Origin of the sequence: Variovorax sp. UMC13 (assembly GCF_014170375.1) — a bacterium.
Lineage (GTDB): Bacteria > Pseudomonadota > Gammaproteobacteria > Burkholderiales > Burkholderiaceae_C > Variovorax.
Genome location: NZ_LZZW01000040.1, coordinates 54,529 through 78,314 on the forward strand (window position 1 = coordinate 54,529; position 23,786 = coordinate 78,314).

At 68.5% G+C, this 23,786-nt stretch carries 19 protein-coding genes; 14 read left to right on the forward strand and 5 right to left on the reverse strand.

The annotated features are described in order from the left end of the window. Positions 1-24 precede the first annotated feature (24 nt). Both cphA (A9977_RS32370) and cphA (A9977_RS32375) read left to right on the forward strand, forming a co-directional pair. Complete coding sequence (gene cphA / locus A9977_RS32370; RefSeq protein WP_259652253.1) at positions 25-2,277, forward strand: cyanophycin synthetase; 2,253 nt, start codon at positions 25-27, stop codon at positions 2,275-2,277. 40 nt (positions 2,278-2,317) lie between these two features. Continuing rightward, positions 2,318-4,909 carry a cyanophycin synthetase gene (cphA, locus tag A9977_RS32375; RefSeq protein WP_183028932.1) on the forward strand — a complete coding sequence of 864 codons (2,592 nt, stop codon included), beginning with the start codon at positions 2,318-2,320 and terminating at the stop codon, positions 4,907-4,909. A gap of 24 nt (positions 4,910-4,933) precedes the next feature. Here the strand turns inward: cphA (A9977_RS32375) and A9977_RS32380 are convergent, their stop codons facing one another. From A9977_RS32380 to A9977_RS32390, 3 genes are read right to left on the reverse strand one after another with little or no spacing between them, the layout of a single operon-like run. Then, entirely contained in the window at positions 4,934-7,132 is a 2,199-nt protein-coding gene (locus A9977_RS32380; protein ID WP_183028933.1) for a response regulator, read from the reverse strand. Next, positions 7,119-7,583 (reverse strand): response regulator, encoded by a 465-nt coding sequence (locus tag A9977_RS32385; RefSeq protein ID WP_183028934.1) that lies wholly within the window; start codon positions 7,581-7,583, stop codon positions 7,119-7,121. Before A9977_RS32385 ends, A9977_RS32380 begins: the two co-directional genes overlap by 14 nt. Then, entirely contained in the window at positions 7,583-9,820 is a 2,238-nt protein-coding gene (locus tag A9977_RS32390) for an ATP-binding protein (protein ID WP_310936238.1), read from the reverse strand. The genes A9977_RS32385 and A9977_RS32390 overlap by 1 nt, the downstream gene beginning before the upstream one ends. Positions 9,821-10,043: 223 nt before the next feature. Between A9977_RS32390 and A9977_RS32395 the strand changes: the two genes are divergently transcribed. Continuing rightward, on the forward strand, positions 10,044-10,319 hold the full coding sequence (locus A9977_RS32395) for a hypothetical protein (protein WP_183028936.1): 276 nt from the start codon (positions 10,044-10,046) through the stop codon (positions 10,317-10,319). A 154-nt stretch (positions 10,320-10,473) separates the two neighbouring features. Then, on the forward strand, positions 10,474-10,869 hold the full coding sequence (locus A9977_RS32400; protein ID WP_183028937.1) for a hypothetical protein: 396 nt from the start codon (positions 10,474-10,476) through the stop codon (positions 10,867-10,869). 2 nt (positions 10,870-10,871) lie between these two features. Here A9977_RS32400 and A9977_RS32405 read toward each other — a convergent pair whose 3' ends face one another. Next, complete coding sequence (locus A9977_RS32405) at positions 10,872-11,069, reverse strand: hypothetical protein (RefSeq protein ID WP_183028938.1); 198 nt, start codon at positions 11,067-11,069, stop codon at positions 10,872-10,874. A 134-nt stretch (positions 11,070-11,203) separates the two neighbouring features. Beyond that, the gene (locus A9977_RS32410) at positions 11,204-12,130 is read right to left on the reverse strand and encodes a LysR family transcriptional regulator (protein ID WP_183028939.1); all 927 of its coding nucleotides are present in this window, start codon (positions 12,128-12,130) and stop codon (positions 11,204-11,206) included. 107 nt (positions 12,131-12,237) lie between these two features. Between A9977_RS32410 and tam the strand changes: the two genes are divergently transcribed. The 10 genes from tam to A9977_RS32460 all read left to right on the forward strand — a co-directional run bounded on the left by tam (position 12,238) and on the right by A9977_RS32460 (position 23,687). Beyond that, positions 12,238-13,002, forward strand: a complete 765-nt coding sequence (gene tam / locus A9977_RS32415; protein WP_183028940.1) for a trans-aconitate 2-methyltransferase — start codon at positions 12,238-12,240, stop codon at positions 13,000-13,002. A gap of 133 nt (positions 13,003-13,135) precedes the next feature. Further along, entirely contained in the window at positions 13,136-13,351 is a 216-nt protein-coding gene (locus tag A9977_RS32420) for a hypothetical protein (protein WP_183028941.1), read from the forward strand. A 62-nt stretch (positions 13,352-13,413) separates the two neighbouring features. Then, positions 13,414-13,998 (forward strand): response regulator transcription factor, encoded by a 585-nt coding sequence (locus tag A9977_RS32425; protein ID WP_183028942.1) that lies wholly within the window; start codon positions 13,414-13,416, stop codon positions 13,996-13,998. Between the two features lie 11 nt (positions 13,999-14,009). Continuing rightward, complete coding sequence (locus A9977_RS32430) at positions 14,010-15,743, forward strand: hybrid sensor histidine kinase/response regulator (protein ID WP_183028943.1); 1,734 nt, start codon at positions 14,010-14,012, stop codon at positions 15,741-15,743. A gap of 188 nt (positions 15,744-15,931) precedes the next feature. Further along, positions 15,932-16,822 (forward strand): CsgG/HfaB family protein, encoded by an 891-nt coding sequence (locus A9977_RS32435; protein WP_183029014.1) that lies wholly within the window; start codon positions 15,932-15,934, stop codon positions 16,820-16,822. Positions 16,823-17,292: 470 nt separating this feature from the next. After that, a complete protein-coding gene (locus A9977_RS32440; protein WP_183028944.1) occupies positions 17,293-18,792 on the forward strand; it encodes a M81 family metallopeptidase in 1,500 nt (499 codons plus the stop codon). Positions 18,793-18,838: 46 nt separating this feature from the next. Further along, the gene (locus A9977_RS32445) at positions 18,839-20,143 is read left to right on the forward strand and encodes an MFS transporter (RefSeq protein WP_183028945.1); all 1,305 of its coding nucleotides are present in this window, start codon (positions 18,839-18,841) and stop codon (positions 20,141-20,143) included. Between the two features lie 57 nt (positions 20,144-20,200). Continuing rightward, positions 20,201-20,953, forward strand: coding sequence for an aldolase (locus A9977_RS32450; RefSeq protein ID WP_405054722.1), 753 nt, complete (start codon positions 20,201-20,203; stop codon positions 20,951-20,953). 11 nt (positions 20,954-20,964) lie between these two features. After that, complete coding sequence (locus A9977_RS32455; RefSeq protein ID WP_183028947.1) at positions 20,965-22,362, forward strand: D-serine ammonia-lyase; 1,398 nt, start codon at positions 20,965-20,967, stop codon at positions 22,360-22,362. Positions 22,363-22,736: 374 nt separating this feature from the next. Beyond that, positions 22,737-23,687, forward strand: coding sequence for a LysR family transcriptional regulator (locus A9977_RS32460; RefSeq protein WP_183028948.1), 951 nt, complete (start codon positions 22,737-22,739; stop codon positions 23,685-23,687). Positions 23,688-23,786: the final 99 nt, after the last annotated feature.

The following is a 23,786-nucleotide window of genomic DNA, read 5'->3' on the forward strand; positions in this document are numbered from 1 at the left end:
GGCCCAAGCACAACGAACGTTTCCATGACCTGTTTCGACGACATCCGACTGCTCCGTACCCGTTATTTGCGCGGCCCGAACCTCTGGACCTACCGTCCGGTGCTCGAGGTCTGGCTCGACCTGGGCCGGCTCGAGGACTTCCCCTCCAACCTGGTGCCCGGCTTCACCGAGCGCCTGACCACCCTGCTGCCGGCGCTGATCGAGCACCACTGCGGCGTGGGCGAGCGCGGCGGCTTCATCCAGCGCCTCAACGAAGGCACCTGGGCCGGCCATGTGCTCGAGCACGTGGTGATCGAGCTGCTGAACCTGGCCGGCATGCCGACCGGCTTCGGCCAGACCCGCAGCACCTCGCAGCACGCGGTCTACCGGATGGTGTTCCGCGCCCGTGACGAGCAGGTCGCGCGCGTCGCGCTGGCCGAGGGCCATCGCCTGCTGATGGCCGCCATCAACAACACGCCCTTCGACGCCGCCGACGTGCAGCGCGCCGTCGACGTGGTCAAGGCCAAGGTCGAGGACTGCTACCTGGGCCCGAGCACCGCGGCCATCGTGGGCGCGGCCACCGACCGCGGCATCCCGCACCTGCGCCTCAACGGCGGCAACCTGGTGCAGCTGGGCTATGGCGCGAGCCAGCAGCGCATCTGGACCGCCGAGACCGACCACACCAGCGCCATCGGCGAATCGATCGCCAGCGACAAGGAACTGACCAAGTCGCTGCTGCAGAGCTGCGGCGTGCCGGTGCCCGAAGGCCAGGTGGTCGAGAGCGCCGAGGAAGCCTGGGAAGCGGCCGAGGACATCGGCCTGCCGGTGGTGGTCAAGCCCTCCGACGCCAACCACGGCCGCGGCGTCTCGCTCGAACTCACGACGCGCGAAGAAGTCATGGCCGCCTTCGCGGTGGCCGAGCCCGAAGGCAGCGACGTGATGGTCGAGCGCTTCGTGCGCGGCCACGAGCACCGCCTGCTGGTGGTCGGCGGCCAGGTGGTCGCGGCGGCGCGCGGCGACATCATCACCGTGACCGGCGACGGCACCTCGACCGTGGCCGCGCTGATCGACAGCCAGCTCAACAGCGACCCGCGCCGCGGCGCCGAGGAAGAATTCCCGCTCGACGTGATCGACGTCGCGACCGACGCCAAGCTGCAGCTCGAACTGCAGCGCCAGGCGCTCGACGGCGGTGCCGTGCCGGCCAAGGGCCGGGTCGTCACGATCCAGCGCAGCGGCAACCTGGGCGTGGACTGCACCGACCAGGTCCACCCCGAAGTGGCCCATGCGGCCGTGCTGGCCGCGCGCGTGGTCGGCCTGGACATCGCCGGCATCGACTTGGTGGCCGAGGACATCTCGCGGCCGCTGGCGGCCCAACGCGGCGCGATCGTCGAGGTCAACGCCGGCCCGGGCCTGCTGATGCACCTGAAGCCGGCCGTCGGCTCGCCGCGCCCCGTGGGCCGCGTGATCTGCGAGCACCTGTTCCCCGACGGCGACGACGCCGAACTGCCCGGCCGCATCCCCGTGGTCGGCGTGGCCGGCTCGCGCGACACGGCCGTGCTGGCGCGCCTGCTGGCCTGGCTCACCGGCCTGGGCGGCCGCTACACCGGCCTGGCCTGCGGCGACGGCCTGTTCCTCGAGCGCCGCCGCGTCGACGCCCGCCCCAGCGCCAACTGGGAAGCCGGCCACCGGCTGCTGGTCAACCGCTCGGTGCAGGCCGTGGTGATCGAGAACGGCGCCGCGTCGATCCTGCGCGACGGCCTGGCCTACGACCGCTGCCAGGTCGGCATCGTGACCGACCTCGACGGCGCCGAGGCGCTGGCCGAGTTCGATATCACCGAGAGCGACCAGATGGTCAAGGTGCTGCGCACCCAGGTCGACGTGGTGCTGCCCCAGGGCACCGCCGTGCTGAACGCCGCCGACCCGCGCGTGGCCGCGCTGGCGCCGCTGTGCGACGGCGCCGTGATCCTCTATGCGGCCGACCCGCAGGCCGCCGCGCTGGCGCCGCACCGCGCCGAGGGCGGCCGTGCCGTGCTGGTGCGCCAGGACCGCGTGGTGCTGGCCAACGGCACCAGCGAATCCTTCCTGCCCGGCCTGGGCCGGCTCACGGTCTGGCGCGCCACGCACGCGGGCGTCAGCCTCGACGTGCTGCTGGCCGCGGTCGCCGCCGCCTGGGCGCTGGGCATTCCGCTCAACCTGATCGGTGCCGGCGCCGAGGCCTTCGAGGCCGATCTGCAAGCCGCCCTCGCCTCCCTGCAGCTGTCGCAGAGCGCACCCCAGCCCGAGCCCCAATTCGCCTGATGAATCGACGGCCTTCGATGGCCGCAAAGGTTTCAACGCCATGCAAGTCACCCGCACCCGCGCCCTGCGCGGCCCCAATCTCTGGAGCCGCCACACGGCCATCGAAGCCGTCGTTGCCTGCCACGGCGCCGAGAACGCGATCGAGCAACTGCCCGGCTTCGAGGCCCGGCTGCGCGCGCTGTTCCCGACCATCGGCGAACTGCACCCGATGGTGCTGGGCCAGCCGCTTGCGCTGGCCCATGTGCTGGAAAACGCCGTGATGGCGCTGCAGGCCCAGTCGGGCTGCAGCGTGGTCTTCGGCCGCACCACGCGCACCACCGAGGACGGCGTCTACCAGGTGGTGATGCAGTACTGCGAGGAGGCCGTGGGCCGGCGCGCGGTGAAGCTGGCCGAGGACCTGATCGCCGCCGCGCTGGACGACGGCGCCTTCGACCTGCAGGCCGCGCTGGCCGAGCTGCGCGACCTCGACGAATCCGAGCGCCTGGGCCCGAGCACCGGCTCGATCGTCGATGCGGCCGTGGCCCGCGGCATCCCCTACCGCCGGCTCACGCGCGGCAGCCTGGTGCAGTTCGGATGGGGCTCGCGCCAGCGCCGCATCCAGGCGGCCGAGATCGATAGCACCAGTGGCGTGGCCGAGGCCATCGCGCAGGACAAGGAACTCACCAAGCAGCTGCTCAACGCAGCCGGCGTGCCGGTGCCGCTGGGCCGCCCGGTCAGCGACGCCGCCGACGGCTGGGCCGCCGCGCTCGAGATCGGCCTGCCGGTGGTGGTCAAGCCGCAGGACGGCAACCAGGGCAAGGGCGTGACGGTCAACATCGTGAGCCGCGAACAGCTCGACGCCGCCTACGCCTCGGCCGCGACCTACGGCGAAGTCATGGTGGAGAAATTCCTGCCCGGCTTCGACTACCGCCTGCTGGTGGTGGGCGATCGGCTGGTGGCCGCCGCGCGGCGCGATCCGCCGCAGGTGATCGGCGACGGCAGCGCCACGGTCCGGCAGCTGGTCGACACCGTCAACCTCGACCCGCGCCGCGGCGAAGGCCATGCGACCTCGCTGACCAAGATCCGCCTCGACGACATCGCGGTCGGCCGCCTCGAAGCCCAGGGCCTGACGCCCGACAGCGTGCCCGCACTGGGCCAGCGCGTGGTGCTGCGCAACAACGCGAACCTCTCGACCGGCGGCACCGCCACCGACGTGACCGACACCGTGCACCCCGAGATCGCCGCGCGTGCGGTCGACGCGGCGCAGATGGTCGGCCTGCACATCTGCGGCGTCGACATGGTCTGCGAGAACGTGCTGCGCCCGCTGGAGGAGCAGCATGGCGGCGTGGTCGAGGTCAATGCCGCGCCGGGCCTGCGCATGCACATCTCGCCTTCGTTCGGCCGCGGCCGCGCGGTCGGCGAGGCGGTGATGGACACGCTGTTCGCCCACGGCGACGACGGCCGCATCCCGGTCGTGGCCGTCACCGGCACCAACGGCAAGACCACCACCGCGCGGCTGATCAACCACATCCTGGCCTCGAGCGGCCTGCGCACCGGCATGACCAACACCGACGGCGTGTGGGTCGACGGCCGCCAGACCGACAGCGGCGACTGCAGCGGCCCCAAGAGCGCGCGCAACGTGCTGCTGCACCCCGAGGTCGACGCGGCCGTGTTCGAGGTCGCGCGCGGCGGCGTGCTGCGCGAGGGCCTGGGCTTCGACCGCTGCCAGGTGGCGGTGGTGACCAACATCGGCAGCGGCGACCACCTGGGCCTGAACTACATCACCACGGTCGAGGACCTGGCGGTGCTCAAGCGGGTGATCGTGCGCAACGTGGCCGAGGCCGGCTACGCGGTGCTCAACGCCAGCGACCCCAACGTGGCCGCGATGGCGGCCGGCTGCCCCGGCGGCGTGATCTTCTTCAGCGTCGACCGCCAGCACCCGGTGATGGCCACGCACCGCGCGCAGGGCAAGCGCACCGTGCACATCGACGGCGATGCGCTGGTGGCGGCCGAGGGCTCGTGGCGCGAGCGCGTGCCGCTGCGCGACGTGCCGATCACCCGCAACGGCACCCTGCCCTTCCAGGTCGAGAACGTGATGGCCGCCACGGCCGCGGCCTGGGCCGTGGGCCTGGACTGGGACACCATCCGCAGCGGGCTGTCGAGCTTCATGAACGACGCAGCCGGCGTGCCGGGCCGCTTCAACGTGATGGAGTACAACGGCGCCACCGTGATCGCCGACTATGGCCACAACACCGACGCCATGAAGGCGCTGGTGGCCGCCGTCGACACCCTGCCGGCCCAGCGCCGCTCGGTGGTGATCAGCGGTGCCGGCGACCGGCGCGACTGCGACATCCGCGACCAGACCGCCATCCTGGGCGAGGCCTTCGACGACGTGATCCTCTACCAGGACGCGGCCCAGCGCGGCCGCGCCGACGGCGAGGTGATGGCGCTGCTGCGCCAGGGCCTGCAGGGCGCGCGCCGTACCCAGCACGTGGAGGAGATCCGCGGCGAGTTCGTGGCCATCGACCGCGCGCTGGCGATGCTGCAGCCGGGCGACCTCTCGCTGATCCTGGTCGACCAGGTCGAGGAGGCGCTGGCGCACCTGGCGCAGCGCATCGCGGCCGGGCGGGTCGCGGCGACGCTGCCGGAATAGGCGCGCCACCGGAGCCGGCGCGCCTCAGGGCCCGTCGATCAGGTCCTTGACGCGCCGGGCCAGCGCGTGCATCTCGAAGGGCTTGGTCATCACGTGCATGTCGCGGTCGAAGGAGCCCTGGCCGAGCACCACGCTCTCCGCGTAACCCGTGATGAACAGCACCTTGAGCTGGGGCCGCCCGGTGCGCGCGGCATCGGCCACCTGGCGGCCGTTCATGCCGCCGGGCAGGCCCACGTCGGTGATCAGCAGGTCGATCTGCCGGCCCGAATGCAGCCAGCGCAGGGCCTCGGCGCCGTTGCCGGCCTCGAGCGTGGCATAGCCGAGTTCCTGCATGACCTCCACGATCAGCATGCGCAGCGCGGCTTCGTCGTCGACCACCAGCACCGTCTCCCCGGCGGGCGCGCGCGGCGCCGGCTCCAGGCCCTGGGGCTGCGTGGCCTGCGCCTCGGCCGGCATCTCGCTGCGCGGCAACTCGATGGTCACCGTCGTCCCTTCCCCCACCTTCGACCGGATGCCGACGCGGCCGCCGGACTGCTTGGCGAAGCCGTAGATCATCGACAGGCCCAGGCCGGTCCCCATGCCCAGCGGCTTGGTGGTGAAGAAGGGGTCGAAGGCCCGCTGCGCCACCTCCTCCGACATGCCGACGCCGCTGTCGCGCACGCAGATCGACACATAGGCCCCGGGCGACAGGTCGGCGGCGCGGGCCGCCTGCGCATCGAGCGACAGGTTGGCCGTCTCGATGACGAGCCGGCCGCCGCCGGGCATCGCATCGCGCGCGTTGATGCACAGGTTGAGCAGCGAATTCTCGAACTGGCCCGCATCGACGTGCGCGCTCCAGAGGCCCGGCGCCGCATGGACGTCCAGCGTGATCTCCGGCCCGACGGTGCGGCGGATCAGGTCTTCCATGCCGTGGATCAGCTCATTGAGGTCCAGGTGCCTGGGTTCGAGCGTCTGGCGGCGCGAGAAGGCCAGCAGGCGATGGGTCAGGGCCGCCGCCCGCTGGGTCGCGCCCTGTGCCACGCCGATGTAGCGCTCGAGGTCGCCCGGACGGGCCAGCGGGCCGCGCCGGCGCATGAGTTCGAGGCTGCCGGAGATCGCCGCCAGCAGGTTGTTGAAGTCGTGCGCCAGCCCGCCGGTGAGCTGGCCTACCGCCTCGAGCTTCTGGCTCTGGCGCAGCTGCTCCTTGGCGGCCTCGAGTTCGGCCGCGCGCGCCTCCACCTGGCGCTCGAGCGATGCGGCGAAGGCCGTCAACGCGATCTGCGCCTCGCGCCGCGCGATGGCGGAGCGCAGCCGGTCACCGACGTCGCGCACGAATTCCAGTTCGTCGCTGGGCCACGGTCGCACCTCGCCATGGTTCAGGTAGAGCAGGCCGACCAGCCCGCCCTGCTCGGTCATGGGCATGTTCACGACCGCGCGCGCACGGATGGCTTCGAGCGCGGCGGCGGTGGCGTGCGTGCGGGGGTCCTCGCGCGCATCGGCGAAGGCGACCGTCACGCCGTGCTTGAGATCCTCGATGTAGGAGCCGTAGTCGCGGAATCGCATGACCCCGGCCAGGCTGTGCACGCCCGGTGCGTTCCAGTCCCGCTCGATGACGATCGTTTCCGCCACGGTGTCCACGACGCCGTAGCCGGCCCGGTCGACGCCGAGCTGCCGCCCCAGCATCTGCGCGGCCATGTAGGCCATCGCAGCCGGGTCGTCCATGTCGCGGATGTGGTCGCTCAGTTCGATCAGCGCCATCCGGCGCGACTCGATGCGGTCGGCCGCCGCATGCGCGTCGCGCAAGCGGTGCTCCGCGATGCCGAGCGTGCGCCGATCGGCCGCCTCCTTCAAGGCGCGCTCGAGCACCAGCGGCAGCCGTGCGAGGCGCCCCTTGCTCACGTAGTCGGTGGCACCGCGCTTGAGCAGCTCGACCGCGTTGTCCTCGCCGATCACGCCGGAGACGAAGATGAAGGGCACCGAGGGCACGGCCTTGCGCGCCAGTTCCAGCGCCTGCCCGCCGGAGAAGCCGGGCAGTTCGAAATCGGACAGGATCACGTCGAAGCGGTCGTGGGCCAGGGCCTGCACGAAGGCCTGCTCGTCCTGCACGATGGTCGTCTCGATCGCCGCGTAGGTGCGGTCCAGCGTCTCGGTCAGCAGTTCGGCGTCGAAGCGCGAGTCCTCGAGGATCAGCACGCGCAGCGGGGGCGCATGGCCGGGGCGTGCGGCCGGATCAGGGCTGCTCATTGTGGCGCAGCGCCTTCAGCGAACCCGGCGGCGGCTCGTTCAGCACGGCCCAGAAGACGCCCAGGTCGGCGATGGCGCTGACGAAGCGGTCGAAGGCCACCGGCTTCACCACGTAGGCGTTGACGCCCAGCTGGTAGCTCTTCAGCACGTCCGCCTCTTCCTGCGACGAGGTCAGCATCACGACGGGCACGCTGCGCAGGGCCGGGTCGGCGCGCACGGCTTCGAGCACCTCCAGCCCGTTGACCTTGGGCAGCTTCAGGTCGAGCAGGATGACGGCCGGATTGCCTTCGCTGCGGCCGGCGTAATCGCCATCGCGCTTCAGGTAGTCGAGCGCCGCGGCGCCGTCGCGCTGGATCACCACCTCGTTGGCGAGCTGGCTGCGCTCGAGCGCGATCAGGGTCAGTTCGAGGTCTCGTTTGTCGTCTTCGACGAGAAGGATCGGCTTCAGCATCACAGGGTTCCGTGCGGGGAGGTTGGAGAGGTGTCTGGAGGGTTCTGGGCGGGGATGTCCTCGCGCCGGGGCAGCACGAAGCCGAAGCGCGCGCCGGCGCCGGGCTCACCCACGGCCCACACCGTGCCGCCGTGGCGTTCGACGATGCGCTTGACGTTGGCCAGGCCGATGCCCGTGCCTTCGAATTCCTCGGCCTGGTGCAGGCGCTGGAACACGCCGAAGAGCTTGCCGACGTACTGCATCTGGAAGCCGACGCCGTTGTCCTCGATCTCGAGGCCGTCACCCGCTTCGGTGCTGACGGTGCGCACCACGATGCGCGCGGGATCGCGGCCGCGCGAGTACTTCAGGGCATTGGCCAGCAGGTTGCGCGTCGCGACCTGCAGCAGCAGGGGATCGGCATGGATCGCCGGATAGTGCGCGTCCAGCACCCATTCGACCTGCCGCTGCGGCGGCTCCTGGCGCGAGAGTTCGCGCACCAGGTCGCCGACCAGCAAGCGTGTGTCGACCGGACGCCGCTTGAGCGCGGCGCGCCCCATGCGCGAGAAGTCCAGCAGCGCATCGACCAGCTGGCCGGCGAAGGAGGCGGCGTCCTTGACGTTCGCCATGTAGCGCAGCGCGCGCGGCGACAGCGCCTTGCCCTCGGCGTCGACCACCAGGTCGACATAGCCGGCGATGTGGCGCATCGGCGCCCGCAGGTCGTGCGACACCGTGTACGAGAAGGCTTCGAGTTCCTTGTTCACGCGGGTGAGTTCGTGCGCCACTTCGGCCAGTTCCTCGGCCCGCCGCAGCACGATGCCGATCAGCGCCTGCCGCAGTTCGCCGACGGCGCCGATCTCGGCATCGGACCAGGCCTGGGCGCTGCCGCGGATGCGCTCCTGCCAGCTCTCGAAGCTCTTGCGCGGGTGGATGCGCCCGTCCTCGGCGATGGCGTTCTTGCGCGGGTTGCCGGCCCAGGTCACGGTCTTGACGATCTCCGGCCGGAACCACAGGATCAGGTGGCGGTGCACCTGCGAGATCGAGACCGCCAGCACGCCGGCGGCCGAGAACTGGAGCGCCGCCGCGGGTGCGTAGTGCCGGGCCAGCGTGTCGCTGTGATAGACCTCCTGGCCGAGGCCGGAGATCCATTGCGCCAGGCCCTGGATGTCGGCCTCGGGTGGCACGTCGCCGACGCTCCAGACCGCGTCGTCCAGCACCACCGCGGCCCCGGTGGCCCGCGCGACGCGCAGCATCAGCGAGGGTTCCAGCACCAGGCGCTTGAGCGTGGCATCGCTGTCCGACAGGTGCGCGACGATCTGCAGCGTCAGCTGGCGCAGCACCAGCCGTTCGGCGACCAGGCGATTGGCTTCCTTCGAGCTGATCTGCAGCGCGAGCAACTGACCGAGATGCTCGCAGGCCAGCCGCGTCGACATGCCGATGAAGCGCGGCGCGTGGTCGTGGCAGGACACCAGGCCCCAGAGCTGCCCGTCGATGACGATCGAGACCGACATGGACGACAGCGTGCCCATGTTGCGCATGTACTCGAGGTGGACCGGCGACACGCTGCGCAGTTGTGCCTGCGACAGGTCGATGTCCGCGGCGGACAGCGAGGCGGCCTCGATGCGCAAGGGGACCGGGATGTAGTTGGCATCGGCGATCAGCCGGAACTGGTTGAGCACGTAGAGCGCGCGCGCCTGCTGGGGGATGTCGCCGGCCGGGAAATGATGGCCCGCATAGCTGTCGTAGCCGGCATCGATGGCCTCGGCCATGACCTCGCCATGGCCCGCTTCGTCGAAACGGTAGACCAGGCAGCGGCCGAAGCCGGTCAGGCGCTTCATCTCGACCGCCACGAGCTGCGTCAGCGCCGGCACCGAATCGGCCTCCTGCAGGCGGGGCAGGAAGACCCGCGTCAGCGAATAGATCGGGGCCTCGTTGCCCTCGGTCGGGCGCGCGGGTTCGAACTCGAGCAGCAGGTGCCGCTCGGTCCGATGGCCCGACACGTCCCAGCGGGCGCCATCCAGCGTCCAGACGCCGAGCGACGCCGGTGCGGCACCGGCCGGCAGTTCGGGCAGCGCGAAGGCCTCGAGTGCGTGCAGGGCCGCGGGGACGGCGTCGGGCGGCCAGTTCTCGCTGCGGGCCACCAGTTGGCGGGTCACGGGGTCGAGCACCAGCAGGCGGCCGTGCGGCTGCACCGCGCCAGGGACCCGGATCGGTTCCGTGTGGCAGGACGAGAGCAGATCCGGCGATGTCGCCTCGGTCACGGCGAGAGATGAAGGGTGATCGGACATGCGATGAAGAAAAAGATGCCGCAGCGCAGCCTGCCGGTTTTGGCGCAGGGATGATGCCTGCGAAGCCGAAGCGGTCTTGTCGGCCAATCGCCACACTTGGTGGCCCCCGCAGCGAAGAGAGGCGGCCGCCTGCAGCGGATGGCAGGCCCGCCCTCCTAGGATGGGCTCCCCTCACCGTCACGGAAAGTGCACTGCCATGCCGATCTTCTCCGCCGAATGGCTGGACCTCGTCCAATGGCCCGCCATGGTGGCCTCGCTGGGCGCGGCCTGGCTCATGGGCTCGAATGCCAAGCCGCGCCGCAACATCGGCTTCTGGTGCTTCCTGCTGAGCAATGCGCTCTGGGTGGCCTGGGGACTGCACACCCAGGCCTGGGCATTGATCGCCCTGCAGCTCGGATTGGCCGCCACCAACGTGCGCGGCCTGTTCAAGACGCAGGCGCCGGCGTCGGGCGGCGACAGCCCGGCCGCTTGAAAGAACCGTCCGACAGCGATTGGCGGCGCGCCGCCCTGCGCTTCGCCATGCCGTCCCGCAGCGGTCGGCAGGCGGGCGTCCACAGTGGCAGGCCCAGGCCCCCGGATGCACCGGCGGCCTCTCTCACTCATCCTCTCATCCAGGAGTTGCAACCATGACGATCTCTGTCCGTTCCTTGGCCCTCGCCCTCTGCGCCACCGGCGCGCTGGCCGGTGCGCCCGCTGCCTTCGCCCAGGCCGCGGCGCCCGGCACCGACGCCCGCATGCAGCGCGAACGCGCCACCTGCGATGGCGTGCAGCAGGACCGTGCGGCCTGCCTGCGGGAAGCCGGCGCGGCCAGGCAGGAGGCCCAGCGCAGCGGGCTGACCAGCGCCTCGTCCGGCACCTACGACCAGAACGCGCTCGAGCGTTGCCAGTTGCAGCCGGTGGCGGACCGGGCCGATTGCGAGGCGAGGATCCGCGGCACGGGCGCTTCGGCGACCGAAGGCAGCGTGCTGGGTGGCGGGGTGATCCGCGAGACCGTCACGCCGATTCCGGCGCCGGCACGCTAGCTTCAGCCGGGCCGGCCGATCACCGCCTTGGCGATGGTCACCAGGCTGGCGGTCATGGCGCGTGCCCGCGGCGCCAGCATCTCCGCGCTCAGGGCGTCGGGGTCGCGGTAGGCCTTGAGTTCCTCGCGCTCGCGGCCGCCCGTGGCGATGAAATCCATCAGTGCGGCGAATTCGGAGGAGTCGGGGTTCGGGAAGGACATGGGGTCATCGTAGTGCTCAACAGACCTTTTATGACAGTTGTCAAAAGTTCTAGAACCACCCCTTGCCAAGGTTTTCACGAATTGATATCCGGCCTTTCTCCAGGGCGCAGCGCCCCGCCGAAGCGCTGCGGCATTCAGTCGGCGCGCCGTGGCAGGGCTTCGGCCCGGGCCGCCTCGGCCACCATCTCCCGCAGGCGGCGCAGCACCGAGGCGCTGTCACCCACCCGCGTCGCCAGGTGCAGCGGTGCGCTCAGGCCCGGGCAACCGGAGAGCGCGCGGTAGACGATGCCATCGCCGCGCAGGCGCTTCATCGAGGCCGGCACGATGGACACGCCCAGGCCCGCCGCCACCAGGCTCAGCGTGGCCGTCATGCGGGGCGCCTCCTGCACCACCCGGGGACTGAAGCCGGCCTCGCGGCAGGCCACCAGGATCGCGTCGTAGAGGCCCAGTCCCACCCTGCGCCGGTACAGCACGAAGGCCTCGCCGGCCAGCGCGGACAGCGGCAGGGCCGCGGCGGGCTCGCGCGCCAAGGGGTGTTCCATGGGCAGCGCCAGCAGCATCGGCTCCTCCAGGAGGGGCACGGCCTGCAGCGCCGGCGTGCCGCTCAGCGGCGAACGCACGAAGGCGGCGTCCAGCCGCTCGTGGACCAGCGCATCCATGAGTTCGCCGGTGCCCGCTTCCTCCAGCACCACGGCGACGCCCGGCAGCGTTTCCCGGAATTGGCGCAGCACCCGCGGCACAAAGGGATGCAGCGCGGCCGAACTGGTGAAGCCGATGCCGAGCCGGCCCTGCTCCCCGCGGTCGGCGCGGCGCACCACCTCGACGACGCCGGCCGCGCGCGCCAGCACCGCCTGCGCCTCCTCCAGCAGGGCCTGCCCGGCCGTGGTGAGCCGCACGCCGCGCGGCAGGCGCTCGACCAGCTTCACGCCCAGTTCGGCTTCGAGGCCCTGCAGCAGGCGCGTCAAGGGCGGTTGCTGCATGCCCAGGCGCTCGGCGGCGCGGGTGATGTGGCCTTCCTGCGCGATCGCGACAAAGGCATGGAGTCGGCGCAGTTCCAGCATCGATATACCTCAGGAGTATGGCAACTCTTCATTCATGGCATTTGAAATCATATCTCTATCGATTTACGCTGAGGCTCACACCCACCCGAACTCCCAAGGAACCCACGATGACCTGGTCTGCCAAGAAATATTCGACCTTCGAACAGGAGCGCACCCGCCCGGTCCGCGACCTGGTCGCGGCCATCCCGACCGAAGCGGTGCAGCGCGCCATCGACCTGGGCTGCGGCCCGGGCAACTCCACCGAAGTGCTGGCCGCGCGTTTCCCGCAGGCCCAGGTGAGCGGCGTCGACAGCTCCGACGACATGGTGGCCGCCGCGCGCCAGCGGCTGCCGGGCCTGGACTTCGCGCTGGCCGACATCGGCCGCTGGAATCCGCCCCAACCCTTCGACGTGATCCTGGCCAATGCCGCGCTCCAGTGGCTGCCCGACCATGCGACGCTGTACCCGCACCTGGCGCAGCAGCTGGTGCCCGGCGGCAGCCTGGCGATCCAGACGCCCGACAACCTGGAAGAGCCCGCGCACCGCCTCGCGCGCCAGACCGCGGCCGACGGCCCCTGGGCCGCCAGGATCGGCGCGGTCAAGCACCCCGCGCGGCACAGCGCGGACTTCTATTTCCAGCTGCTGCGGCCGCACTGCAGCCAGGTCGACGTCTGGCGCACCACCTACTTCCACCCGCTGGCGGGCGGCCCGCAGGCGGTGGTCGAATGGTTCGAGGGCTCGGCCCTGCGCCCTTACCTCGGGCCGCTGGACGCCGACGAGAAGGCCGCCTTCCTGGCCCGCTACCTCGCGGCCGTGACCGAGGCCTATCCGCCGCTGGCCGACGGCACGGTGCTGCTGCCCTTCCCGCGGCTGTTCATCGTCGCGGTGCGCTGAAGGGCGCGGCGTTCGCTGAAGCCCTCTTCCGGCCGCAGCGCGGCGATCTCGCCCATCGCGGCACTGCGCGGCCTCCTACACCCTCGGGACCGGAGGCCGGCAACCCTTGGCCCCCACCCAAGGAGACCATGCCATGCAGCCATCCACGCACGACGAACTCGCGCAGACCGAGGTGCTCGTCGAACAGGCCCGCACCGAGGCCCAGATCCGCGTCGCGCAGGTCGACAAGGAAGAAGCGGAAGCGGCCGGCAAGCCCGGCGCCGACGAGAACGCGGCCGGCTTCCTGAAACCGGACCCGGCGGTGGAGGACGAGGACGCCGATCCCGTGGGTGGCCCGGCGCAGGGCTGAGCCGGCGCGAAGATGACTTCCGGCACTTCCGCGTGCCGGGCGCTTCGCTACCATGGTTCGCAATGCGAACCGAATCGATCCCGTCCCCCCTCGCGCGCCCGCACGCCGCCACCGCCACCGAGGTCTTCGAGGCCGACAGCCTGGCCAGCGCGCTGTCGCTCTACGCGGCCGCGCAGGACGCGATCGGCCTGGTGCTGCTCGACCTCGCGCTGCCCGACACCCAGGGCCTCGAGGGCCTGATCGCCTTCCGCGCGCGCCATCCCTCGGCCCGCATCGTGGTGCTCTCGGGCACCGTCGACACGGCGCTGTCGCGCGGTGCGCTGGACCATGGCGCAGTGGCCTTCCTGCCCAAGTCGGCCGACCTCAACGAGGTGGTGAGCTTCATCCGCGCCTGCGGGCTGCTGGACGTGCAGAGTGCCGCCATCGGCTTGCCCGGCGCGTTGCCACCGACCGAGCGGCCCGAGGCCCTGGAGCAGCTCACGCCGCGGCAGCTCGAAGTGCTGCAATGGGTGCTCGAGGGCAAGGCCAACCGCGAGATCGCGCAGCTGGCCCATCTCAGCGAAGGCACGGTGAAGAACCATGTCTCGACGCTGCTGCTGCTGTTCGGCGTGCGCTCGCGGGCGCAGCTGATCAGCCAGCTGCGTTGAAGCCCCGGCCCATGGGCGCACGCAGCGCCGACGACGCGCTCGAACAGCGCGTGCTGCGCGAACACGTCGCCTCGGTCTACTACATCTACAACGCCACGCTGGTCGCGCGGCTGGTGTTCATCCTGGTGCTGGGCGCCTTCCTGTACGTGCAGCTGCGCGAACCGGCGGTGATTGCCTTCGTCGGCATCCACCTCGCGCTCTATGCCTACCTGGCTTTCGCGCCGCGCTGGACGCCCGCGGCGCCGGCCGCCGAGAGCCCGCGATGGGTGCGGCGCATCACGGTGGCCGTCACGCTCATGGGCCTGGCCGATGCGATGGCGCCCTGGCTCTTCGTGCCGGCCGGCAACATCGCCGTGACCGCGGTGCTGATGGTGGTGATGCTTGGCAACTGCGCGCGCGCCGTGCAGTCGCTGCGGCCGCTGACGGTCGCGATGTACGGCCACACGCTGCCGATGCTGGGCGGACTGATCGCCGCGTTGATCGTGCATGGCGACGGCATGCACTGGTTCCTCGCCGCCTTCGCCACCGTCAACCTCACGCTGATGCTGCGGGTCGGCGTGCAGGAGCACCGGCAGCTGACCGACGCGCTGCTGCTGCGCTTCGAGAACGAGGCCCTGGCCGCGCGCCTGAGCGAGCAGGTCGCGGCCACCGAGCGCGCGAGCGCCGAGAAGACGCGCTTCCTGACCACCGCCAGCCACGACCTGCGCCAGCCGCTGCACGCGGTCGCGCTGTTCGGTGCCGCACTCGAGACCGCGCTCCAGACCCGGCCCGAAGGGCGCAACGCCGAGCGCCTGATGCGCGCGGTCAACGCGCTGGGCAAATCGCTCGACACCATGCTCGACGTGTCGCGCCTGGACGCCGGCGTGGTCACGCCCACCTTCCAGCCGGTGCAGATCGATGCCCTGCTGCTGTCGCTCAACCATGTGTTCTCGGCCCAGGCCGAGCAGAAGGACCTGCAGCTGCGCCTGCGCGCCAGCGGCCTGTGGGTGCACAGCGACCCGCAACTGCTGGCGCGCATGCTGTCGAACCTGATCGACAACGCCATCAAATACACCCAGCGCGGCGGCGTCACCGTGACGGCGCGCGCGCACGGCCACATGGTGCGCATCGACGTGCTGGACACCGGCGCGGGCATCGCGCCCGACCAGCGCGACCGGATCTTCGAGGAGTTCTACCAGGTGGGCAACTCGGGCCGCGACCGCGCACGCGGCCTGGGCATCGGCCTGTCGATCGTGCAGCGCCTGTCGCGCCTGCTCGGCCATCCGGTCGAACTGCGTTCGAGCGTCGGGCGCGGCAGCCGCTTCCGCATCTCGCTGCCGCTGGCCGAAGCCCGCGCGCGCGTCGCGCAGGCCGCGCGCACGGCCGGCAGCCTGCCGCGGCGCGTGCTGCTGATCGACGACGAGGCCGACATCCGCGAAGCCATGACCGTGCTGCTGCGGGCCTGGTCGATCGAGGTGATGGCCGTCGGCGACGAGCAGGGCGCCATCGACGCGCTGAGCCGCGCCCGGGTGCCCTCGCAGCAGGCCGACATGCTGATCTGCGACTACCGCTTGCCCGACGGCGTCAACGGGCTCGACGTCGGCCTGCGCCTGCACCGGCGCTTCGGCATCGAGCGGCCCCTGCTGCTGATCACCGGCGAGACCGCGCCCGAGCCGCTGCGGCATGCGCGCGAATCGGGCGTGCCGATGCTGTTCAAGCCGGTCAACGCCGCGGCGCTGCGGCGCGCGCTCAGCAGCGACACATGACTTTCGGCACTGGCGGCGCCGGTGCCCAACGCTTAACTTTCGGCTCGCCCGCCCCGGGCGCTCCCTCCCTCACCAAAGTTATCAATGAAGAGCAGTCTGCGGATTGCGGCCAGAGCCGTCGTTCTGCGCGCATGCCGCGGCAGCTTCGGATCCTGACCATGCACACTGCCACTCCCCCCGCGCGCCTGATGCGCTTCACCCGGACCGCATCGGTGCTGGCCGGCCTGGCGATGCTCGCCGCCTGCCAGACCACCGACATGCAGATGGGCGCCCAGGGCGCCAAGACCGTCGCCACCGGCGCGGCCGCGGGCGACGCCACGGCCAACGCCCACAGCGCGCTCGAGAAGTGCGACTCGCCGCTGGGCACGGTCTCGCTGATCGAGAACCAGTCGGCCGGCTGGTACACGATCCTGCGCAACGAATACAAGCTGCCACCCACCGCCAACCTGCTGCGCCTGCTGATCCAGCAATCGAACTGCTTCGTGGTGGTCGAGCGCGGCGCGGCCGGCATGAACGCGATGACGCGCGAGCGCGCACTGATGCAGTCGGGCGAGATGCGCCAGGGCAGCAATTTCGGCGGCGGCCAGATGGTGGCCTCCGACTACGGCCTGTCACCCGAGATCGTGTTCAACAACAACAATGCCGGCGGCATGGGCGCGTCGCTCGGCGGCCTGGTCGGGGGCCGCTACGGCGGCGTGCTCGCGGCCGTGGGCGGCAACCTGCAGACCAAGGAAGCCAGCACGCTGCTGACGCTGATCGACAACCGCTCGGGCGTGCAGGTCGCGGCCTCGGAAGGCAGCGCCTCCAAGACCGACTTCGGCGGCTTCGGCCAGCTCTTCGGCGGCACCGCCGCGGGCGGCCTGGGCGGCTACACCAACACCGCGCAGGGCAAGGTGATCAGCGCGGCCTTCATGGACGCCTTCAACCAGATGGTGGTGGCGCTGCGCAACTACAAGGCGCAGTCGGTCCGGGGCCAGGGCCTGGGCGGCGGCGGCCGGCTGGGCGTGGACGGCGCCGCGGCGCCGTCGCAGACCTCGGCACCAGGGGCCACGCGCAATTCCACGCGCAAGAAAAAATGAGCGCGTGATCGGCATCCGCCGTCAAAACACGAAGCCCGGCCGCTTGCGAGAGCGCCGGGCTTTTTTCATGGCGAGCGACTGGGTGGCGCCCATCGACGTGTGCTGCAGGATCACTGCGCCGTCGTTCCGCTACATCGGTCCCGCTGCGCCCAGGCCCTGACTCTGCCCACCGCGTCGCTGCAGGGTCGCACCGATGCCACTCCTGCGCGCCAGGAGCCGGGGTCAGGCAGAACGCTTCGTTCAAAGGCTACGGCGCCCCCAGAACTCGGCGTCAGCGCCCGCGTGATCACGCCGATCTCGGGCAAGCGCCGTCAAATCGAACACCGCCTATAAATTAGTTTGACTAATGGTCAGAGAACTATAAATGGTTTTTTCTTTGACTCAAACAAACCAATAATTTCGACGTCAACAGTTGAATCCCGTTCGAGCGACGCTTCGACGCTCCCACATCTCGTTCCAAAAAAGAGTCAATGAATTCCACGCATTTCAATGTTGCTGTCGCGAGCTTTGAATTCGAAGGCAACGACTTTTCCCCCAAAATTTGCGGCCCTCGCGAATTCGCCCTGTTCCTGGAAAAGGCCGAGGTGATCCCCGGGATCGCTGCGAGTCCGCTCGCCCTCACGGGTGGCATCGAGACGCTGCAAGAGAGCGCTTCCGTCGGCGTCATCCCCATTCTCGCGACGCAAGGCGGGTCCGGTGGCACCGTCGACAGAAGCTTCTTCGAGCATGTCGTCGACAAGATCATCCAGGGCCTGAAAGATATCGGACCTGTGGAGGGTATTTATCTTGCCCTGCACGGCGCAATGACGTCGCCCGGCTATCCGGACGCAGAAGGCGAACTGCTTCGTCGCGTTCGTGAGGCTGTCGGTGACAAGCCCATCATTGCCGTGAGTCTCGACCTGCATGCCAATGTCACCGCGCAAATGATCGAGCACGCGTCGATTCTTGTCGGCTACGAAAACTACCCCCACGATGACGCGTACACCACAGGAAAGAAGGCCTGCCGGCTGTTGCTGCGCGCGCTCGTCGGTGAACTGCGGCCCGTGATGTCCATGGTGCGGCTCAAGATGTTGATCCCGGTGGTTGGCGGATCGACGCTCGTGCCGGGCGCGCCGCTGCAGCAAGTCAAGGCGTTGGCGAGAAAGCTCGAACGCGATGGCGTCGAATCCATCAGCTACTTCACCTGTCAGCCGTGGCTGGACGACGACCGCGCGAGCAATGTGGTGGTCGCCATCGCAGACCAGAAGATGGACCTTGCGAAAGCGGCCGCGGAAACGGTCGCCCGCGATTTCTGGGCGCGCCGTGAAGCCTTCGTCCTGCCGCTCCTGCCGATCGACGACGCCATCTCGCGCGCCCTCGCTGCCGAGGTGAAGCCATGTGTGTTGGCCGACACCGGTGACAGCGTCGGCGCAGGCGCCGCAGGCGATGCCTCATTCGTTCTTGCGCATCTGATGGCGCAGGCGGGGGAAGCGAAGTGCGCCCTCTCCTTGGTCGACGCCGAGGTGGCGAGCCTGGCAACGGCCGCAGGCGTCGGCGCCACGGTGTCTGTCGCCGTCGGGTTCAAGCTCGACGGCAGGCACGGGGCGCCGCTCTGCATCACCGCCAAGGTGGTGACTGTCCACTCCGGCGAATTCACCTATCTGGCCGGCCCGTCCGCGGGCACGACGGGCTACATGGGGCCTTGCGCCGTTCTGCAGGTTCGCAACATCTTCGTCCTCGTGACGACCCATGGCACCTACGAGTATGCGGACGAGCAGTTTCGAGCGGTTGGCATCGACAGCGCCGGAATGGACATCGTGGTGCTGAAGAACGGCATGAATTTCCGGAATCTTCTCGCAGAAGGGGCCTCATGGTTCCTGATCGACAGCGTCGGCTCATCGTCTTCCAATCTTGCCGCGCTTCCCTGGAAGAACAAGGTCACGCCGTTCTGGCCTCGCGACACAGACATTTCCGAACCGTTCACCTGCTGAACACGCGCCAACTCCCAACCCCTCAAAGAACGAAGCAGAGACAAACATGACGTCAGAAGATGCACTCTACAAACGCGTAACCTTGCGGCTGATCCCGTTCCTCGTCCTCCTGTATCTGGTCGCGTACATCGACCGATCGGTCCTGGCATTCGCCAAGCTCCAGATGAACGTCGACGTGGGGATCAGCGATGCGGCCTACGGCCTGGGGGCAGGCCTTTTCTTCCTTGGCTACATCGCTTTCGAAATTCCCAGCAACCTCATCCTGACACGCGTGGGCGCCCGGAAGTGGTTTGCCCGGATTCTGTTCACGTGGGGGTGCATCACTGCCGCGATGGCACTGATTCAAAGTCCGACCAGCTTCTACTGGTTCCGATTTCTGCTGGGTGCGGCGGAAGCCGGCTTCTACCCTGGCGTTCTGTACTACCTCACGCTTTGGTACCCCGCCCAGCGGCGCGGAAAAATCTACGGTCTCTTCGCTTTCGCCCAACCCCTCGCACCCATGCTCGCGGGCCCGCTGGCGGGTGCACTGCTCGGCATGAATGGCCTGGGGGGTCTTCAAGGATGGCAATGGGTCTTCATCGTGTGCGGCGTTCCAGCGGTTCTGCTTGTCATCCCGACGCTCAAGCTTCTGCCCGATACACCGTCTGACGCCAAGTGGCTGACCAAGGAAGAGGCGGAGATCCTCAACCGCGAAGTCAAGAAGGACGCGGACAGAATCCGCTCGAAGGAAGCAAGCCACAGTCTTCTGGGCACGCTGAAGGATTCGCGCGTCTTGATGCTTGCCTTTGCCTACGTGCCAATTCCGTTGGCAATCTACGGCCTGTCCCTGTGGCTCCCCACGCTCATCAAAGGGTTTGCAGTGACCGACCTGACGACCGGGTTCCTGTCGGCCGTCCCCTTCCTTTTCGGTGTGATCGGCTTGCTGGTGATTCCACGCAGTTCCGACAAGCGGAACGAGCGCCACTTTCACATCATCGGATGCTCCCTTGTTGGCATCCTGGGGCTGCTGGGCGCGGCGTTCTTTTCCTCACTCGCGATGCAACTCTTTTGCCTCTGCTTCGTGGGGTTCAGCCTGTACTCGGCATCTGCCGTGCTGTGGACCCTCCCCGGCCGCTTTCTCACCGGTGCGGGTGCGGCAGCGGGTCTGGCCGCCATCAATTCGATTGGCAATCTGGGCGGATACCTCGGTCCCTTTGGCATCGGCCTGATCAAGGAGCGCACCGGCAGCCTGGCCTACGGGTTGGTGTACATGGCAGGCGGGATGCTGCTCACGATTGTTCTCGTGCTGATTCTGCGAATGAAGGAACGCGCAGAGTCCCCCTCCCCGCTGGCCTGCGCCAGTGCCCGATAAAAGTCGAACACAAAAGTCGAACATTCTGGAACTGCGATGCCCACTACGCCCCCCCTGTTGTCTGAAGATTTCTGCGCGGTCTCCGACAGCGTCGCCCAAATCTATTTGGCTCCCCCGATCCGTCGCCTGCGCGAGCAGTTGGCCGTGGCGCTCCGTGCAGCGGCGATGCACGGGCTGGCTGAAGGCGTGTGCAACCACTTCAGCGTCGCACTCCCGCAGGACGGTGACAAGTTTCTGCTCAACCCGCGTGGATTGATGTGGCAGGAGATCCAGGCGGACGACATCCTCCTGGTGGATGGAAACGGCGAGAAGCTGGTCGGCCGCCACAGTGTGGAACCGTCGGCGATGTTCATCCACGCGGCCATGCATCGCGTGGCCAGGAAGCAGGTGGTGCTCCACAGCCATGCGCCGTTCGCCACCACATTGAGCCTGACGGAGCAATGTGCCTTGGACACCACGCTCTCGCAGAACGCCATGCGGTTCCATGGGCGCATCTCGAGTGACCCACTTTTCAACGGTCTCGCACTGGACCATGCGGAAGGGCAGCGCATTGCCGGCGCCACCCAGGGGGCCGACGTCGTCTTCCTGGCGAACCACGGCGTGATCGTGTGCGGGGATCGCCTGGACTACGCCTACGACGATCTCTATTACCTGGAACGCGCCTGCCAGCTTGAAGTTCAGGCCAGGGCGATGGGGGTGCCGACGCGTTCGGTCAACGTTGAACTGGTGGCCATCACCGCGGCTCAACTACAGGGCGAGCGCCTTCAGTCCGAGCTGTTCTTTCAGGCCCTCGAGCGCACCGTCAAGTAGGCCCGAACGACATGGATGCAGTCAAAGATCGCAACGTTACTGAAATTTCCTGTGGGAAGGTCGTGCATGGAAAAACCCTCGAAGCTTGGGTCGATTCCCATCCCTTGATGCGAGAGGTGGTCAAGGGCGAGCCTGTGCTTTGGCTCAATCCCAACATGGTCGCATTCACGCAGGCACGCGCCGATATCGAGCTGACATACGAGGACCTGGCCGACGCAGAGGCGCGCCTGCAGCGTTTCGCGCCGTATCTGGCGAGCGTTTTCCCCGAAGTGAGCGAAGCTGCAGGCCTCATCGAATCCGAAGTCCGCGAGATTCCCAAACTCGCGACGGAGATCGCTCGCCGCTACAACGTGGAGGTGCCCAAGCGGCTGCTGATGAAGCTCGACAGCCACCTTCCCATTTCCGGCTCGGTGAAGGCGCGTGGAGGCATCTACGAAGTGCTTTGCCACGGCGAGAAACTGGCGCAGATGGCAGGATTGCTTTCGGAGGGGGACAGCTATGTGAAGCTGGCCGAGCCCTCGGTCAAGGACCTTTTTTCCCGTCATGGCGTGGTTGTCGGCTCCACCGGCAACCTGGGCCTGTCGATCGGGATCGCTGCCTCGACGCTTGGCTTTGCCACGACGGTTCACATGTCGGATGACGCTCGCGCCTGGAAAAAAGCCAAGCTGCGCTCGCACGGTGTCAATGTGGTCGAGCATGCGGGAGACTACGGCGTGGCCGTCGAGAACGGCCGCAAGGAAAGCGAGCGCGATGCAGCAAGCTATTTTGTCGACGATGAGAATTCCCGCACGCTGTTCCTCGGCTATGCCGTCGGCGGGTGGCGACTTAAGCAGCAACTGGAGGCGATGGGCGTTGCCGTGACGGCGGAATCGCCGCTCGTTGTCTACCTTCCCTGCGGCGTCGGGGGTGGCCCTGGCGGCATTTCCTTCGGGCTCAAACAGGCTTTCGGGGACAACGTCCACTGTGTTTTCGCGGAGCCGACGCAGTCGCCCTGCATGCTCCTCGGGATGTACACAGGCCTTCACGATGAGGTCGCCATCGGCGATTTCGGCATCAGCAATCACACCGCCGCGGACGGGCTCGCCGTGGGGCGGCCATCGGGTTTCGTCGGGCGTGCCATGCACCGCATGATCAGCGCTGTCTACTCGCTGACCGATGACGAGATGTTTGCGCTGGTGTACATGGCGCAGTCGAGCGAGGGCATCCGGCTGGAGCCGTCCGCAGTGGCGGGCGCCCCAGGTTTCGCCCGGCTCCATGCGCATTCCCAGTGCCTGGGGATTTCTCCAAGCGCATGGCGCAACGCGACGCATCTCATCTGGGCCACGGGCGGCGGCATGGTCCCGAAGGAAGAATACGAGACGTACCTCGCTGAAGGCGCGCGTGTGCATGCCGTGGCGCCAGGCGCCTAGACGCTCGGCAAGGTTGGCGCTGTGGGTTGCGGTCTCATCGACCGCGCCTCTCTTGCTCACGCGTTGATCGGTGGATCCCTGGCTTCCATGCCTCGCGCCGATCAGCGCCTGCTGGGTGGTGTTGGCGCTGTCGCCTGCGCACGCTGCTCCTCGTGCATGGCCACGGCGCTGTGGACCGGTTCGTCGCCCGGCTCGCCCCAGCGGCCACTCGGACCCAGCGGGTACATCCTGCCTGCAGAAGCTGAGGCAAACTGTTGTCGGCAACGGGCCGACCCAAGCGCCATCGCTGCGGCCTGACGTTTCGACCAACAGCCGCCACGAAGCCCGGGCTCGATCCCAAACCCCTCCTTCCATTCACAGTCTGTGGTCGATTCATGAGCATGCTTTCTTCGTCCATGATGGTGTGGCTGCGGAGCTTCGAGGCGGCCGCCCGGCATGCCAACTTCACCCGCGCAGCAGCGGAGCTTTGCGTTTCGCAAGGCGCGATCAGCCAGCAGGTGAAAAACTTGGAGGGCGCCCTGCGGCGCCCTCTTTTTGTACGCGCCTCCCGTTCACTTTCCTTGACCCCCGAAGGAGAGCGACTGTATGCCGTGGCGCACGACTCCTTTCGTTCGCTGGACCTCACGCTTTCCCAGCTTCGCGCCAGCCAGAACCGTGAAGAAGTCACTCTGAGCTGCTCCCCATCCTTTGCCATGGTGTGGCTCACCCCGCGGCTGGGCAACTTCTTTCGAACCTGTCCCGGCACCCATCTGAAGATTCAGGGGGAGTTTCACCGGCTCGACCTGCTGCAACTTCATCGGCAGGGGCTCAATGCAGCCGTGCGATACGACCTCGGCCGCTACGAGGACCTGGAAGCCAAGCCATTTCTGGACGAATGGCTTTTGCCCGTCGCCAGTCCGAAGTTTCTGGAACAGCATCCAGAGCTGAAGACACCGGCGCAGCTCAAGCCGCAATGGCTACTGCACGACAGCAGCCCATGGGTTGGTGCCGGCGAATACGAGGAATGGGAATTCTGGCTCGAGCAAGCGGAGGTCGGCATTGGCGAGCTGGAGCTCGGAAACACCTTCAATCTTTCTCTGCTCGCGCTTGCTGCCGCTGCCAATGGCCAGGGAGTCGCCATGGGGCGGGCTGCATTGGTTCTCGATGACCTGGTGTCCGGCCGTTTGATCGACATCTTCAAGCTCAGCGTACCTTCTGTCGCCTCCTATGCCTTCATCACGCCACCCGACGCTGACGATTCAGTTCAGAAGGTCGAGATGTGGCTGCAACATGAGGCGCGGGAGTTCAGAGATTCCTGTCGGTACCATCTACCGCACCTCAAGTAGATCCTGCGAGTGACCCGCTGCGCGCGGGCGACAGCTTGCCGCGCACAACGCCGCCCGCCACGCGCGCGACCAACCGCAAGAAGAAATGACCGGCGCGCC